The following is a 14,706-nucleotide window of genomic DNA, read 5'->3' as shown; positions in this document are numbered from 1 at the left end:
CGTGGGGACCATGTCAGCCCACTCGGGGGCCTCCGCGGACATCCCGGACGGCATGAACCCCAACGCCGCCGAGACCTGGCCCAGCCCCGAGCTGATCGCGTCCTGGCTGGGCAGCGAGGCCTACGAGATCGAGCCGCTCGGCCCCGGCGAGGGCTCGGCCGTCCCCACCGACGACCCGGCCCGGCAGGCCGAGGCGCGTCACTTCCGCGACGTGCTCGGCCGCTTCGCCTCCGGCGTCACCGTGGTCACGGCGACCAGCGGCGGCGAGCCGGTCGGCATGACCTGCCAGTCGTTCTCCAGCGTCTCCCTCGACCCGCCGCTGGTGCTCTTCGTCCCGGCGAAGACCTCGCGCGCGTGGCCGCTGATCCAGCGCTCGGGCCGGTTCTGCGTCAACTTCCTCGCCGACGGCCAGGCCGAGCTGTCCAACCAGATGGCCAGCCGCGGCACCGACAAGTTCGCCGGCGTCGCCTGGCACCCCTCCGAGGCCACCGGCTCGCCGGTGCTCGAGGGCTCGCTGGCCCACGTCGACTGCAGCGTCCACGCGGTGCACGAAGCCGGCGACCACTGGGTCGTCATCGGCCGGGTGCTCCACCTGGCCACCGCGCCCGAGGACGCGCCGGTGGACCCGCTGCTGTTCTACCGCGGGAAGTACGGCACGACCCGCTGAGCCCGCCCGCCGACGATGCGGGACGGCGTACGCCGCGGCGGTAACGTCATCGGCTTGTGACTGCCTCCGCACCGACCGTCCGGAGCGCCCTGCGATCGCCCCGCCTGCTGCGCACCGAGGTGCTCGCGGGCCTGGTGGTGGCCCTGGCGCTGATCCCCGAGGCGATCTCGTTCTCCATCATCGCCGGGGTCGACCCGCGGCTCGGCCTCTACGCGTCGTTCACGATGGCGGTGACGACCGCGATCCTCGGCGGCCGGCCCGCGATGATCTCGGCCGCCACGGGCGCCGTCGCACTGGTCATAGCCCCGGTGGTCCGTGACCACGGGGTCGACTACTTCCTGGCCACCGTCGTGCTGGCCGGCCTGCTCCAGGTGGCGCTCGCCCTGGGCGGGGTGGCCCGGCTGATGCGGTTCGTGCCGCGCTCGGTGATGGTCGGGTTCGTCAACTCCCTGGCGATCCTGATCTTCGTCGCGCAGGTGCCGCACCTGGTCGACGTGCCGTGGCTGGTCTACCCGATGCTGGCGGCCGGCCTGGCGGTCATCGTGCTGCTGCCGCGGCTGACCACCGTCGTGCCGGCGCCGCTGGTCGCGATCGTCGTGCTGACGGCCGTCACGCTCGCCGCCGGCCTCTCGCTGCCCGACGTCGGCGACGAGGGCGAGCTGCCCGACAGCCTGCCCTCGTTCCTGCTGCCGGACGTGCCGCTGGACCTCGAGACGCTGCGCATCATCGGTCCCTACGCGCTGGGCATGGCGCTGGTCGGCCTGCTCGAGTCGCTGCTGACCGCGAAGCTCGTCGACGACGTCACCGACACCGGCTCGGACAAGACCCGCGAGTCGTGGGCGCAGGGCGTCGCCAACGTCGTCACCGGGTTCACCGGCGGCATGGGCGGCTGCGCGATGATCGGCCAGACGATGATCAACGTGAAGGTGTCGGGCGCCCGCACGCGGATCTCGACCTTCTGCGCCGGCGCGTTCCTGCTCGTCCTCGTCGTGGGCCTCGGCGACACGGTCGCCCTCATCCCGATGGCCGCGCTCGTCGCGGTGATGGTCATGGTCTCGGTCGCGACCTTCGACTGGCACTCGATCCACCCGCGCACGCTGCGACGGATGCCGCGCAGCGAGACCGCGGTCATGGTCGTGACCGTCGTGGTCGTCGTCGCCACCCACAACCTCGCGATCGGCGTCGTCGTCGGCACGCTCGTCGCCATGAGCCTCTTCGCCCGCCGGGTCGCGCACCTGGTCGACGTCGAGCGCCGCGTCGACGGTGACAGCGTCACCTACGTCGTGGACGGCGAGCTGTTCTTCGCCTCCAGCAACGAGCTCGACGAGCACTTCCGCTACGGCGAGGACCCCGACCACGTCGTCGTCGACCTCACCGCCTCCCACGTGTGGGACGCCTCGACCGTGGCCACCCTCGACACCGTCACCACGCGGTACGCGGCCCGCGGCAAGTCCGTCGAGCTGGTCGGCCTCAACCAGGCCAGCGCCGCCATGCACGGCCGGCTCTCGGGGAACCTGCCATGAGCGCCACCCACCCGCTGTGGCGACCCTTCGAGCTCGCCGACCTCGACGCGGTCGCGGCGGTCCGCGTCGACGCCACCCCGCAGCCGCCCGTGGAGGTCGTCGCGCCCGACCCCGCCTGGCCGGATCAGTACGCCGTCGTGGAGCGCCGCCTCCGCGCGGCGCTCGGCGACCGGGTGCTCGCTGTCCAGCACGTCGGCTCCACGGCGGTGCCCGGCCTGCCCGCGAAGCCGGTCATCGACGTCGACCTCGTCGTCGCCGACCCCGCCGACGAGGCCGCCTGGTTGCCCGACCTCGAGGCGGCCGGGTTCGTCCTGCGGGTGCGCGAGCCGGACTGGGAGGAGCACCGGATGCTCCGCGGAGCAGACCCGGTCAGCAACGTGCACGTCTTCGGTCCCGGCGCGACCGAGCCGCGGCGGCACGTGCTGTTCCGCGACCACCTGCGCGCGGACCCGGCCGACCGGGCGGCGTACGGCTCGTTCAAGCAGCGGATCGCCTCGGAGCGGTCGTTCGCCGACGCGATGGACTACAACAACCACAAGGCCGCGCTGGTCTACGACCTCTACGAGCGTGCGCTGGCCGCCGACCCGGCGCACCCGCACGAGCCCCACCCGCGGACGGCCGGGCCTAGCTGATCCGCAGGTCGGGCTCGAGGCCGAGGAACGCGGCGTACCGCGCGGCCGCGGCCTCCAGCGCCCGCACCTCCGGCCGGTCCAGCGGTCGGTGGGGGACGACGTCGAACCGCGCCCGGCGGCCCACGGTCCGCTTCATCCGGCCGACGAGCTGGGCGTCGACGACCGCCATGCCGATCGCGGCCTCCCGGCCCGCCGGGACGATGCCGGCGGCGTCGATGAGCATCCGGCTGTCCTGGAAGCCGCGGTAGGTCTCGTCGAGGAGCTGCAGCAGGTGCCCGGCCGGTTCCTGGTCGTCGGTCGGCGGCGTCGCGCCCGCGGCGTGCCAGAACGTCCGGCCGTCGTGCTCGAAGCAGGCCAGGTCGTCGCGCGCGGCGGCGAGCCCGCGGCGCACGTCGCCGAGGGGGAGCGTGGCCCAGTAGGCCAGGTCGCGCTCGGTCGCCGGACCGTGCCCGGTCACGTACCGACGGGTGAGCTCGCCCAGCGCCTCCTCGCGGTCGGGCCGGCGTCCGGCGGGCACCCGGTCGGCGTACGCCGCGTAGGTGTGCGTGCCCTCCGCGGTCGGCCGGCCGCTGCAGACGAGCCGGTCGAGCTCGGTGAGGCCGAGCAGCAGCATCAGCTCGTGGCCGGTCGTCGCCACGCCCCGCTCGGCCAGCGCTGCGCCGACCTCGTCGCGGGTGCGGTCGGCCCGCTCGGCCAGCGCGTCCATCACGGCCGCGACCGCTCGGTCGAGGTCGGCCGTCGTCCAGCCGCCGTCGGTGAGCTGGCGCAGCAGCGTCGGCCGGACCCGCGGCGCGGTCAGCTCGAGCAGCCAGGTGAGGTCGGCCGCCGCGACGAGGTGCCAGGTCGGGCGCAGGACGTGGGTGCGGATGACCGCGCCGCTGGTCAGCAGGCCGGCGAGGTCGGCCGCGTCGGGCTGCTCGGTGCGGGTGGCCACGGCCCAGGCGGACTGGCCCGGGTTCTCGGCCTGCACGGCCAGCAGGTGTGCGACGACCTCGGTCGCCGACGCCGCGTGGGGCGCGGCGAGGTGCTGGGCCGCGAACCGCCACCGGGCGATCTCGTGCGGGGTCATCCTCGGGAGTCTGGCGGCGCCCACCGACGGTGACAAGCGATCTGCGTCTCGGTGTCCGTCTCGATGTCGTCGGCGGCGTACGCTCCCGCGGTGTCCGTGTCGCTGAAGTACGCCGTCGTCGAGCGGGAGCGCCGCTACCTCCTCGCCTCGCTGCCCGAGGAGCTGGCCGAGACCCCTGAGACCGCTGAGGCGGTGGAGATCGTCGACCGGTACGTCGACGGGACCCGCCTGCGCCTGCGCGAGGTCCGCGCCGCGGACGGCACGGTCACCCGCAAGCTGACCCAGAAGGTCCGCCTCGGCGACGACGCCGCCGAGGTCGCCTGCACGAACCTCTACCTCAACGACGCCGAGTGGTCGCTGCTCTCCGCGCTCCCGGGCCGCGGGCTGTCCAAGACCCGCTACAAGGTCCGCCGCGACGGCGTCGTCATCGTCGTCGACGTCCACGCCGACGGCACGACGGTCGCCGAGATCGACGGCAGCGACGGCCCCGCCGTCACCGTTCCCGCCTGGCTCGACGTCGTCCGCGACGTCACCGCCGACGAGTCCTTCACCGGCGCCGGCCTCGCCCAACCAGCTGGCTGATCGGGCGAGCCGCTGGGCGAGCCGTGTCGTGACCGCGCCGATGAACCGAGGGGGACGCACGGCTACTTGACCGACGAGACTCACGCCTGACCGATGAAGGATCGTCGGTCAAGCGCGCGTTCCTACGGTCAAGCTCACCAATCCACCGGTTGACCGGTGAACCGGTCCCGACGTCCGTCTGTGCCCCCGGCCGCTCAGAACGCGTAGCGGACCCGGCAGGTGGGGAGCGTCTCGCCGATCATGCCGACGAGCTCGTCGACCCAGCGACGCTTCCAGGCGACCTTGTAGCGGACGTTCTCCTGGCCGCTCTCGGAGCGCTTGCGCTGCTGGAGGTCGGGGCGCCACAGCTGCTCCTCGCCCTTCGGGTGCCAGCCCAGGTTGACCTCGTGCAGCTGCTCGTTGTGGGTGAGCAAGATGACCTCGCAGGCCAGCTGGGCCTTGGCCTTGTCGCCGATCCCGTCGGCGACCTGCTCGAGCAGCTCGGCCCACTCGGCCTTCCAGTCCTCGTGGACGACGACCGGGCTGAAGTTGAGGTGCACCTCGTAGCCGGCCTCGACGAAGTCGTCGATCGCGGCGATCCGATCCGCGATCCGCGAGGTGCGCAGGTCGAGCCGCTTCGACATCTCCTCGGGCATGAGCGAGAAGCGGACACGGGTGCCGCCGCGCGGGTCCCAGTCGAGCAGGTCGCGGTTGACGAACTTGGTGGCGAAGCTGGCCTTGGCGCCGTCGAGCCGGGCGTAGAGGTCGACCAGGTCTCGGACGTTGTCGCTGAACAGCGCGTCGACCGAGCAGTCGCCGTTCTCGCCGAGGTCGTAGACCAAGTCGACCGGGTCGCACTGGTTCGGCACGGTCTTGGGGCCCTGGCGGCCGGCGTGGCGCTCGAGGTAGCCGAGGATCTTCTCGATGTTGACGAACGCGGTGATCGGGTTCGCGTAGCCCTTGCGGCGGGGGACGTAGCAGTAGGAGCAGGCCATCGCGCAGCCGTTGGACGTCGAGGGGGCGATGAAGTCGGAGCTGCGGCCGTTCGGCCGGGCGCTCAACGACTTCTTCACGCCGAGCACGAGCACCTCGCGCTTGTTGCGGACCCAGTCCTCGACGTTGCCCTCGTTGCCGTAGAGACCGGGGATCGCCTGGTGCGAGAGCACCGGCACCCGTTCGGCGTCGGGGAAGCGGGCCAGGATCTCGGCGCCGCGGGGGTAGGACTCGATGTCCGGCTCGTGGAAGATCGTCCTGACGTCGAGCATCCGCTCGGCATGGGTGCGTGTCGTCATCACCTGTCCAACACGCGAGCGGCCCCGGACAGTCCCGGGGCGGGGGTCAGATCCGGGTGCGGATCGGGTTGGCGAGCATGCCGATCGGGAAGTCGTCCTGCGCCTGGGCGGCCTCGGACGCCTCCGAGGCCTCGGCTACCGCGGACGACTGGTTCTCGGTGACGTCGATGTCGATGCTCATGTCCTCAACTTAGTCGGCGTTTCTGCAGGTCACAGGCACAGATCGGGAACGGCGGAGGAACAGCCCGGTGTCGTTCCTCACAGGTCTGCGCGCGGTGTCAGAGAGGCACGGCAGCGCGATGCGCACGCGCCGTGCCGAAGAGCTGGCCGAGGGAGTGCGCCCGCTTGAGCACCAGGTGCGCGTCGTGCTCCCAGGTGATCGCGATGCCGCCGTGCAGCTGCACGGTCTCGGCGGCGATCGAGGTCAGCGCGTCGGAGCAGTACGCCCCCGCGACGTGCGCCAGGCGCTCGGCGTCGGCGGTGCCGCCCGAGACGGCGTACGCCGCCGCCCAGGACGCCGAGCGGGCCATCTCGACCCGCACCAGCATGTCGGCCATCCGGTGCTTGAGCGCCTGGAAGGAACCGATCGGGCGACCGAACTGCACCCGCTCCTTCGAGTAGGCGACCGTCATCTCCAGCGCCCGGGCGGCCGTGCCGACCTGGAGCGCGGCGACGCCCGCGGCCCCCACCAGCGCCGCGCGCGCCGCGGCGGCCGGGCCGTCCCCGATGCGGGTCGCGGCCGCGGTGTCGACCTCGACGCGGGCCAGCCGGATCGTCTGGTCCATCGACGGCGTCCACTCCCGGGCGGTCGCGTCGGCGTCCAGCAGCCACAGCCCGTCGTCGGTGGCGGCGACCAGGACGGTCGCGAGGTCGCCGTCGAGCACGTCCGGCACCGTGGTGCGGCCACCGGTCGCGTCCACGAACGCGCCCACCTCACCGCCCGCGAGCCGGGGGAGCAGCTCGCCCCTGGCGTCCTCGTTCGCCCCGGCCAGCAGCGCCTCCGAGGTGACCAGCGAGGACAGCAGCGGCGACGGCACCAGGGACCGGCCGACCTCCTCGAGCGCGACGAGCGACTCGAACAGGCTGAACCCCGCGCCCCCGTGCTCCTCGGGGATGCCGAGCGCGGCCACGCCGATCTGCTCGCACAGCAGCTGCCACAGCTGCTCGTCGTAGGTCTCCACCCGCGGGTCGGCCCGCTTGGCCAGCAGCGAGCGGACCGTCGAGGCGAGCTCCTGCTGCTCCTCGGTGAGCGCGAAGTCCATCAGCTCGCCCCGAGCTGCTGGAGCAGCCGCCCGCGGTGGAAGGCCGGCGTGCCCCAGGCGGTCACCAGGGCGCGGATCCGGGTCAACCACAGGCTCAGGTCGAGCTCCTGGGTGTAGCCGATCGCGCCGTGCACCTGCAGGCCCGTGCGGGAGGCGAGGTACGCCGCGTCGCCGCAGGCGACCTTCGCCGCCGAGACGTCGACCTCGCCGAGCGCGGCGCCGTGCACCAGGGGCCGGGCGAAGTCGAGGGCGATCCGCACGTCGGCCAGCGCGTGCTTGATCGCCTGGTACGACCCGATCTCCCGACCGAACTGCTTGCGCTGCTTGACGTAGGCGACCGCGTCGGCGAGCACCCGCTCGCCCGCGCCGAGCAGCTCGGCGGCGGTGGCGAGGACGGCGAGGTCGAACGCCTCGCGGACCGGGCCGTCGAGGTCGACCGGACCGTCGCCCACCACCCGGAACAGCCGCCGGGTGGGGTCGACCGAGCCCAGCTGCTCACCGACCTCGTCGACGAGCGTGCTGCCGACGTACACCTCGTCGGCGACGTCGGCGTCGAGCGCGTGCGGCACGTGCGGCGGCAGCGCCACGGTGGCGACGCCCTCGACCTCGCGGCCGAGCGCGACCGGGAGGTACGCCGCGGACTCGATCCACGGCCCGGGGACCGCGTGCCGGCCCAGCGCTTCGAACGCGATCGCCACCTCGACCGGGGTGGCGTCGGTGGCCAGCGAGAGCACCCCGAGCTCGGCAAGCCGGCGCCACAGCGCCAGGCCGGGGGCGTGGTCGCCGTCGGCCCAGGCGCGCGCGGCGGCGACGGTGTCGGCGCCGGAGAGGAGCGACTCGAGCGCGCCGGCGAAGTCGCGCTGGTCCCCGTCGAGCACGAACCTCACTTGCGGACCTCCCGCGGCAGGCCGAGGATCCGCTCGGCGACGATGTTGCGCTGGATCTCGTTGGTGCCGGCGTAGATCGGGCCGGAGAGCGAGAACGTGTAGCCGTCCAGCCACGGCGAGGCGACCTCGGCCTCGGGCCCGAGCAGGTCGAGCGCGGTCTCGTGCAGCGCGATGTCGAGCTCGGACCAGAAGACCTTGTTGACCGACCCCGCGGCGCCCATGTCGCCGCCGGCGGCGAGCCGGGTCACCGTGCCCCACGTGTAGAGCCGGTAGGCCTGGGCCCGGACCCACGCGTCGACCACCCGGTCGCCGGCGCCCGCGGGCGGCTGCTCGGTCGAGCGGAAGAGCTCGACGAGCCGGTCCGCGGCGGCGCAGAACCGGCCGGGGGAGCGCAGCGAGAGGCCGCGCTCGTTGCCGGCGGTCGACATGGCGACCCGCCACCCGTCGCCGGGCGCGCCGAGCACGTCGGAGTCCGGGACGAAGACGTCCTCGAAGAACACCTCGGCGAAGCCGGCCTCGCCGTCGAGCTGCGCGATCGGCCGCACGGTGATCCCGTCGGCGTCGAGGGGGAAGAGGAAGTAGGTCAGCCCTGCGTGGCGCTGCGCCTCGGGGTCGGAGCGGAAGAGGCCGAAGCCCCAGTGGGCGAGGGCCGCCCGTGAGGACCAGGTCTTCTGCCCGTTGAGCACCCAGCCGCCGCGCTCGTCGTCGCGCCGGGCGGTCGAGCGCAGCGACGCCAGGTCGGAGCCGGCCTCGGGCTCGGACCAGCACTGCGCCCAGATCCGCTCGCCGGTCGCCATCGTCGGCAGGAAGCGGTCCTGCTGCTCCTGCGTGCCGTGGTCGAAGATGATCGGCGCGAGCAGGAAGATGCCGTTCTGGGAGACGCGGCCGGGCGCACCGGCGCGGTAGTACTCCTCCTCGAAGACCACCCACTCCACCAGGGACGCCTCGCGGCCGGAGTACTCCGTCGGCCAGGACACGACCGACCAGCGGGCCTCGGCGAGCCGGGCCTCCCACTCCTGGTGGGCCCTCCAGCCGGCCTCGGTGTCCATCGAGGGCAGCGGCTCGGCCGGCACGTTGGCGGCCAGCCACTCCCGCGCCTCGGCCTGGAAGGCCAGCTCCGACTCGGACAGGGTCAGGTCCATCTACTCGCTCCTGAGCTGGTCTTCGGGCTGGTCTCTGGGCTGGGATCGGAGCTCGGTCTTGAGCACCTTGCCGGACAGGTTCCGCGGCAGGGCGTCGAGGAACGCCACGCGCCGCGGGACCTTGAAGTTGGCCAGCCGCTCCTTGCACCACGCGACGACGTCGTCGGCGGTGAGCGCCTCGCCCGCCGGGCCGGCCGCGCGGACGACGTACGCCGCCCCGACCTCGCCCATCCGCTCGTCCGGGACCCCGACGACCGCGACGTCCGCCACGCCCTCGAGCCGGGCGAGCAGCTGCTCGACCTCGGCGGGGTAGACGTTGAAGCCGCCGGAGATGTACATGTCCTTGAGCCGGTCGGTGATCCGCAGGTTGCCGGCCTCGTCGAGCGTGCCGACGTCACCGGTGTGCAGCCAGCCGTCCGCGTCGATCGCGGCTGCCGTGGCCTCCTCGTCGTCGAGGTAGCCGAGCATCACGTAGTCGCCGCGCAGCAGCAGCTCGCCGGCCCCTTCGCCGGACGGAGCGTCGATGCGGGCCTCCATGCCGGGGATCGCGCGGCCGCAGGTGCTGGCGACCAGGTCGGCGGGGTCGCCGGCGCGCGCCATCGTGGCCACGACCGCCTCGGTCATCCCGAACGCGGTGACGACCTGGTCGAAGCCCAGGCCCTCGGGGGCCGGCTGCCGCATCCGCTCGACGAGCACGACGGGCACGACCGCGGCGCCGGTGACGGCGAGCCGCAGCGAGGACAGGTCGCGCTGCTCGCGGCCGGGCGCGGCCAGCAGCGACTGGTAGATCGTCGGCGCACCGGGCAGCACGGTGATCCGCTCCTGCTCGACGAGCCGCATCGTCAGCTCGAGGTCGAACGTCGCGAGCGGGTAGAGCGTCGCGCCGGTGACCAGGCCGGTGACGATGCCGACCTTGTAGCCGAAGGAGTGGAAGAACGGGTTGAGCGCCAGGTAGCGGTCCTCGCCGGTCACGCCGCCGAGCTCGCCCCAGGCGCGGGCCACGCCCACGGTCTGGCGGTGGGCGGACATCGCGCCCTTGCTGCGGCCGGTCGTGCCGGAGGTGAAGAGGATGTCGGCGACGTCGTCGGGGGAGACCGACTCCGCGATCGCGTCGACGTCGGCGGTGGTCACATCGCTCATGTCGAGCCCGCCGAGGTCGGCGAGGTCCACGAGCGCCAGCACCGAGGGGTGCTCGCCGGTCGCCCGCAGGTCGGCGAGCTGGGTGCGCCCCAGGAACCCGTCGGCCACGACCACCAGCCGCGCGGCGGTCCGCTCGACCACGTCGGCGACCTCGTGGGCGGTGTAGCGGGAGTTCAGCGGGACGAGCACGCCGCCGGCGTACGACGTCGCGAGCGCGGCCACGACCCAGTCGACGCTGTTGGGCGCCCACACGCACACCCGGTCACCGGGACGCAGTCCGAGGGCGACGTACGCCCGCGCCGCGCGCCGCACGCGGCGCAGCAGCTCGAGGAAGGTGACGATCTCGCCGTCCTCGACGTACGCCGGGTGGTCGCCGAAACGGTCCGCCGCCGCGCCGAGCGCGGCCGGGATCGTCTGCTCCGCCGCCATCGTCACCGTCACCTCCTGAGGTCCCTGGTGCCCAACCAAGCAATTGCTTGGTACTGTAGCACCCGTGGACCTGACCTACTCGGCCGAGGACGAGGCCTTCCGTGCCGAGGTGCGGGACTTCCTCGAGGAGCACCTGCGCGGCGAGCACGCCGCGCTCAAGGGCCTCGGCGGTCCGGGTCGCGACCACGAGGCGATCGAGGAGCGGCTCGCCTGGAACCGCCTGCTCGCCGAGCACGGCTGGACGTGCGTGGGCTGGCCGACCGAGCACGGCGGGCGCGGGCTGTCGCTGTCGCAGCAGGTGATCTTCCACGAGGAGTACGCCCGGTCGAACGCCCCCGCGCGGCTCAACCACCTCGGCGAGGAGCTGCTCGGCCCCACGCTCATCGCCTTCGGCACCCCCGAGCAGCAGCAGCGCTTCCTGCCCCGGATCCGCGCGGTCGAGGAGCTGTGGGCGCAGGGCTACTCCGAGCCCGGCGCCGGCTCCGACCTCGCCAACGTCCAGACCAAGGCGCGCCTCGAGGACGGCCCCGACGGGCCGCAGTGGGTCATCGACGGGCAGAAGGTGTGGACCTCGAACGCCCACTTCTCCCAGTGGGTCTTCGTCGTCGCCCGCACCGAGCCCGGGTCGCAGCGCCACCACGGTCTCTCCTTTCTCCTCGTGCCGCTGGACCAGGAGGGCGTCGAGGTCCGCCCGATCGAGCAGCTGACCGGTGGCTCGGAGTTCAACGAGGTCTTCCTCACCGGCGCCCGCACCGACGCCGACCTCGTCGTCGGCGAGCCCGGCCAGGGCTGGCGGGTGGCGATGGGACTGCTCGGCTTCGAGCGCGGCGTCTCCGTGCTCGGCCAGGTCGTCGGCTTCGCCCGCGAGCTGCGCGGGGTCGTCGACCTCGCGAAGGCCAACGGCGCGATCGACGACCCGCTGCTGCGCGACCGGCTCGCCGACCTCACCGTCGAGCTCGAGGTGATGCGCTTCAACGCGATGCGGGGGCTCTCGGCCGTCACCGGCGGCGAGGACTCCGCGGCCGGCGGGGGAGCGGCGTCGATCTTCAAGCTCGTGTGGGCCGCGTGGCACAAGCGGCTCGGCGAGGTCGCGATGGACGTGCTCGGCACCGCCGGGCTGACCGCCCGCGCCGCGCCGTACGACCTCGACGAGTGGCAACGACTCTTCCTCTTCGCGCGCGCCGACTCGATCTACGGCGGCAGCGACGAGGTGCAGCGCAACATCCTGGCCGAGCGCGTGCTCGGGCTCCCGCGTGAACCGAAAGGCGTCTGAATGACCACCACCCGTCCCGAGCAGCCCGCCCCCGCCTACGTGCCGGGCCACGACCTGCTGGCCGGCAAGGTCGTCGTCGTGACCGCCGCTGCCGGCGCGGGCATCGGCGCCGCCGTCGTGCGCCGCGTGCTGGAGGAGGGCGCCAAGGCGGTCGTCTTCAGCGACACCCACGAGCGCCGCCTGGCAGAGGCAGAGGAGGCGCTGGCCGCGGAGTTCGGCGCCGAGCGCGTGCGCCAGCGGGTCTGCGACGTCACCGACGAGGCGCAGGTGGCCGCGCTGCTCGACGTCGCCGACGAGCTCGGCGGCGTGGACGTCATGGTCAACAACGCGGGCCTCGGCGGCACGGCCAGCGTGCTGGAGATGACCGACGAGCAGTGGCTGCGCGTCCTCGACATCACCCTCACCGGCACGTTCCGCTGCGTGCGCGCCGCCGGCCAGCGGATGGTCGCGGCTGGGAAGAAGGGCGTCATCGTCAACAACGCCTCCGTCATCGGGTGGCGCGCCCAGAAGGGGCAGGCGCACTACGCCGCGGCCAAGGCCGGCGTCATGGCGCTGACCCGCTGCTCCGCGATCGACCTCGCCCCGCACGGCATCCGCGTCAACGCGGTCAGCCCGAGCCTGGCCATGCACCCGTTCCTCGCCAAGGTGACCTCCGACGAGCTGCTCGCCGAGCTGAAGTCGCGCGAGGCGTTCGGGCGGGCCGCCGAGCCGTGGGAGGTCGCGAACGTCATGGTCTTCCTGGCCAGCGACTACGCGTCGTACATGACCGGCGAGGTCGTCGCCGTCTCCAGCCAGCAGGCGTAGGACGATCTCCCCATGAGCACCGAGGGCGCGCACCCGACCACCGCAGCGACCGGACGCCGGCGAGAGCTGCTGTCGATCGCCGCGGAGCTCTTCGCCGACCGGGGCTTCAAGAACACGACCGTCCGCGACATCGCCGACGCCGCCGGGATCCTCTCGGGCAGCCTCTACCACCACTTCGACTCCAAGGAGTCGATGGTCGACGAGATCCTGTCGTCGTTCCAGGCCGAGCTGTTCGCGGCGTACGACGAGGTCCTGCGCAGCGACGACGACGCACGGACCAAGATCGAGCGGGCCGTGCGGCTCTCCTTCGAGGCGATCGACCGGCACCGCCACGAGGTGGCGATCTTCCAGAACGAGGCCGACTTCCTCGGCCAGCAGGAGCGCTTCGCCTACCTCGCCGAGCGCAACGCCCAGTCGCGCGACGTGTGGATCACGCTGCTCGAGGACGGGCTGGCCTCCGGCGCGCTGCGGCCCGACCTGGACGTCGAGCTCACCTACCGCTTCATCCGCGACACGGTCTGGGTGGCGGTGCGCTGGTACCGCCCCGGCGGCAAGCTCACCCACACCGACGTCGCGGACCAGTACCTCACCATCCTCCTAGACGGGATCGCCCATGCCTGAAGCATTCATCGTCGACGCAGTCCGCACGCCGACCGGCAAGCGCGGAGGGGCGCTCGCCGGCGTGCACTCCGCCGACCTGGCCGCGCACTCGATCTCCGCGCTGGTCGACCGCACCGGCGTCGACCCCGGCGCCGTCGACGACGTGATCCTCGGGTGCTGCGACACGATCGGCTCCCAGGCCGGCGACGTCGCGCGCACGGCCTGGCTCGTCGCGGGCCTGCCCGACCACGTGCCCGGCGTGACCATCGACCGCCAGTGCGGCTCCTCGCAGCAGGCGGTCCACTTCGCCGCCCAGGCGGTCATGTCCGGCACCCAGGACCTCGTCGTCGCCGGTGGCGTGCAGAACATGTCGGCCATCCCGATCTCGGCGGCGATGCTCGTCGGCCAGCAGTACGGCTTCACCACTCCGTTCGCGGAGTCGCCGGGCTGGCAGAAGCGGTTCGGCGACCAGGAGGTCAGCCAGTTCCGCTCCGCCGAGATGATCGCGGAGAAGTGGGACCTGTCCCGCGAGCAGCTCGAGGCCTACGCCCTGGCCTCCCACGAGCGGGCCCTGACCGCGATCGCCGAGGGCCGCTTCGACCGCGAGGTCGCGCCCGTGACGCTGCCGGACGGCTCGGTCTTCTCCGTCGATCAGTGCCCCCGGGAGACGTCGCTGGAGAAGATGGCCTCGCTCCAGCCGCTCGCCCCCGGCGGCCGCATCACCGCCGCGGTCGCCTCGCAGATCTGCGACGCCTCCTCGGCGGTGCTCATCGCCTCCGAGCAGGCCGTCGCCGACCACGGGCTCACCCCGCGCGCCCGCATCCACCACCTCTCGGTGCGCGGCGACGACCCGGTCTGGATGCTCACCGGCCCGATCCGCGCCACCCGCCACGCGCTGGAGAAGACCGGCCTCTCCGTCGACGACATCGACCTCTTCGAGTGCAACGAGGCCTTCGCGCCCGTCGTGCTGGCCTGGATGGAGGAGATCGGCGTCCCCCACGAGAAGGTCAACGTCAACGGCGGCGGCATCGCCCTGGGCCACCCTATCGGCGCCACCGGCACCCGCCTGATGACCACCCTGCTCCACGAGCTCGAGCGCACCGGCGGCCGCTACGGCCTGCAGACCATGTGCGAGGGCGGCGGGCAGGCCAACGTGACGATCCTCGAGCGGCTCTGAGCGTCGGCCGGGTTGGATGTTCCAGCGGCCAGCCGTTGAATCTGTCGGTGGGCCGCTGAAACATCATCGGCCCACCGAGATTTTCAGCGGCCAGCCGACGAAATGTGCGCCGCCGGCGCGGACTAGGTGTGATGTTCAGGGAGGTTGTACTGCCCGGCATCGGTGAGCCTGTCTGACAGACGAAGGCCTCCGGTTGTGAAGTGGAGCTGTCTAGTTCACCGCTTCACTGACCGGAGGCCCTCGTGTCC

Annotated in this window: 15 protein-coding genes; 8 read left to right on the top strand and 7 right to left on the bottom strand. The window is 72.9% G+C overall.

What is annotated here, in order from left to right:
* Positions 1–10 precede the first annotated feature (10 nt).
* The 3 genes from QWY29_RS16220 to QWY29_RS16210 are packed head-to-tail and all read left to right on the top strand — an operon-like array spanning position 11 to position 2,822.
* A complete protein-coding gene (locus QWY29_RS16220; protein ID WP_300962062.1) occupies positions 11–667 on the top strand; it encodes a flavin reductase family protein in 657 nt (218 codons plus the stop codon).
* A 56-nt stretch (positions 668–723) separates the two neighbouring features.
* Positions 724–2,190, top strand: coding sequence for a SulP family inorganic anion transporter (locus QWY29_RS16215; RefSeq protein WP_300962061.1), 1,467 nt, complete (start codon positions 724–726; stop codon positions 2,188–2,190).
* Positions 2,187–2,822, top strand: coding sequence for a GrpB family protein (locus tag QWY29_RS16210; RefSeq protein WP_300962060.1), 636 nt, complete (start codon positions 2,187–2,189; stop codon positions 2,820–2,822). Before QWY29_RS16215 ends, QWY29_RS16210 begins: the two co-directional genes overlap by 4 nt.
* On the opposite strand, the gene QWY29_RS16205 is transcribed toward QWY29_RS16210, so the two are convergent.
* Positions 2,815–3,891, bottom strand: coding sequence for a winged helix DNA-binding domain-containing protein (locus QWY29_RS16205; protein WP_300962059.1), 1,077 nt, complete (start codon positions 3,889–3,891; stop codon positions 2,815–2,817). The genes QWY29_RS16210 and QWY29_RS16205 overlap by 8 nt on opposite strands.
* 90 nt (positions 3,892–3,981) lie before the next feature.
* Between QWY29_RS16205 and QWY29_RS16200 the strand changes: the two genes are divergently transcribed.
* Positions 3,982–4,473 carry a hypothetical protein gene (locus tag QWY29_RS16200; protein ID WP_300962058.1) on the top strand — a complete coding sequence of 164 codons (492 nt, stop codon included), beginning with the start codon at positions 3,982–3,984 and terminating at the stop codon, positions 4,471–4,473.
* A 194-nt stretch (positions 4,474–4,667) separates the two neighbouring features.
* Here the strand turns inward: QWY29_RS16200 and QWY29_RS16195 are convergent, their stop codons facing one another.
* The 6 genes from QWY29_RS16195 to QWY29_RS16170 all read right to left on the bottom strand — a co-directional run bounded on the left by QWY29_RS16195 (position 4,668) and on the right by QWY29_RS16170 (position 10,604).
* On the bottom strand, positions 4,668–5,744 hold the full coding sequence (locus QWY29_RS16195; protein ID WP_300962057.1) for a spore photoproduct lyase family protein: 1,077 nt from the start codon (positions 5,742–5,744) through the stop codon (positions 4,668–4,670).
* A gap of 46 nt (positions 5,745–5,790) precedes the next feature.
* Positions 5,791–5,925: a hypothetical protein gene (locus QWY29_RS16190; protein WP_300962056.1), complete on the bottom strand. Its 135-nt coding sequence runs from the start codon at positions 5,923–5,925 to the stop codon at positions 5,791–5,793.
* Positions 5,926–6,022: 97 nt separating this feature from the next.
* The gene (locus QWY29_RS16185; protein WP_300962055.1) at positions 6,023–7,006 is read right to left on the bottom strand and encodes an acyl-CoA dehydrogenase family protein; all 984 of its coding nucleotides are present in this window, start codon (positions 7,004–7,006) and stop codon (positions 6,023–6,025) included.
* The gene (locus tag QWY29_RS16180) at positions 7,006–7,893 is read right to left on the bottom strand and encodes an acyl-CoA dehydrogenase family protein (RefSeq protein ID WP_300962054.1); all 888 of its coding nucleotides are present in this window, start codon (positions 7,891–7,893) and stop codon (positions 7,006–7,008) included. Before QWY29_RS16180 ends, QWY29_RS16185 begins: the two co-directional genes overlap by 1 nt.
* Complete coding sequence (locus tag QWY29_RS16175; RefSeq protein WP_300962053.1) at positions 7,890–9,035, bottom strand: acyl-CoA dehydrogenase family protein; 1,146 nt, start codon at positions 9,033–9,035, stop codon at positions 7,890–7,892. The genes QWY29_RS16180 and QWY29_RS16175 overlap by 4 nt, the downstream gene beginning before the upstream one ends.
* Entirely contained in the window at positions 9,036–10,604 is a 1,569-nt protein-coding gene (locus QWY29_RS16170) for a FadD3 family acyl-CoA ligase (protein ID WP_300962293.1), read from the bottom strand.
* Positions 10,605–10,668: 64 nt separating this feature from the next.
* Here QWY29_RS16170 and QWY29_RS16165 point away from each other — a divergent pair, with 64 nt between their 5' ends.
* From QWY29_RS16165 to QWY29_RS16150, 4 genes are read left to right on the top strand one after another with little or no spacing between them, the layout of a single operon-like run.
* Entirely contained in the window at positions 10,669–11,877 is a 1,209-nt protein-coding gene (locus QWY29_RS16165; RefSeq protein ID WP_300962052.1) for an acyl-CoA dehydrogenase family protein, read from the top strand.
* Entirely contained in the window at positions 11,878–12,681 is an 804-nt protein-coding gene (locus tag QWY29_RS16160) for an SDR family oxidoreductase (RefSeq protein ID WP_300962051.1), read from the top strand.
* A gap of 12 nt (positions 12,682–12,693) precedes the next feature.
* Entirely contained in the window at positions 12,694–13,302 is a 609-nt protein-coding gene (locus tag QWY29_RS16155) for a TetR/AcrR family transcriptional regulator (RefSeq protein WP_300962049.1), read from the top strand.
* Positions 13,295–14,458 carry an acetyl-CoA C-acetyltransferase gene (locus QWY29_RS16150; protein ID WP_300962048.1) on the top strand — a complete coding sequence of 388 codons (1,164 nt, stop codon included), beginning with the start codon at positions 13,295–13,297 and terminating at the stop codon, positions 14,456–14,458. The genes QWY29_RS16155 and QWY29_RS16150 overlap by 8 nt, the downstream gene beginning before the upstream one ends.
* The last annotated feature ends 248 nt before the right edge of the window (positions 14,459–14,706 follow it).

The sequence above is a fragment of the Nocardioides abyssi genome, from assembly GCF_030412915.1.
Taxonomy (GTDB): Bacteria; Actinomycetota; Actinomycetes; order Propionibacteriales; family Nocardioidaceae; genus Nocardioides; species Nocardioides abyssi.
The sequence above is the reverse complement of the archived record's forward strand: the minus strand, read 5'-3'. Positions and strand labels throughout refer to the sequence as shown.

Excerpts from the sequence above, each read along its gene's own strand:
- QWY29_RS16220 (WP_300962062.1), top strand. The coding sequence starts at position 11 with ATGTCAGCCCACTCGGGGGCCTCCGCGGACATCCCGGACGGCATGAAC.
- QWY29_RS16210 (WP_300962060.1), top strand. The coding sequence starts at position 2,187 with ATGAGCGCCACCCACCCGCTGTGGCGACCCTTCGAGCTCGCCGACCTC.
- QWY29_RS16205 (WP_300962059.1), bottom strand. The coding sequence starts at position 3,891 with ATGACCCCGCACGAGATCGCCCGGTGGCGGTTCGCGGCCCAGCACCTC.
- QWY29_RS16195 (WP_300962057.1), bottom strand. The coding sequence starts at position 5,744 with ATGACGACACGCACCCATGCCGAGCGGATGCTCGACGTCAGGACGATC.
- QWY29_RS16190 (WP_300962056.1), bottom strand. The coding sequence starts at position 5,925 with ATGAGCATCGACATCGACGTCACCGAGAACCAGTCGTCCGCGGTAGCC.
- QWY29_RS16185 (WP_300962055.1), bottom strand. The coding sequence starts at position 7,006 with ATGGACTTCGCGCTCACCGAGGAGCAGCAGGAGCTCGCCTCGACGGTC.
- QWY29_RS16175 (WP_300962053.1), bottom strand. The coding sequence starts at position 9,035 with ATGGACCTGACCCTGTCCGAGTCGGAGCTGGCCTTCCAGGCCGAGGCG.
- QWY29_RS16170 (WP_300962293.1), bottom strand. The coding sequence starts at position 10,604 with ATGGCGGCGGAGCAGACGATCCCGGCCGCGCTCGGCGCGGCGGCGGAC.
- QWY29_RS16160 (WP_300962051.1), top strand. The coding sequence starts at position 11,878 with ATGACCACCACCCGTCCCGAGCAGCCCGCCCCCGCCTACGTGCCGGGC.
- QWY29_RS16155 (WP_300962049.1), top strand. The coding sequence starts at position 12,694 with ATGAGCACCGAGGGCGCGCACCCGACCACCGCAGCGACCGGACGCCGG.
- QWY29_RS16150 (WP_300962048.1), top strand. The coding sequence starts at position 13,295 with ATGCCTGAAGCATTCATCGTCGACGCAGTCCGCACGCCGACCGGCAAG.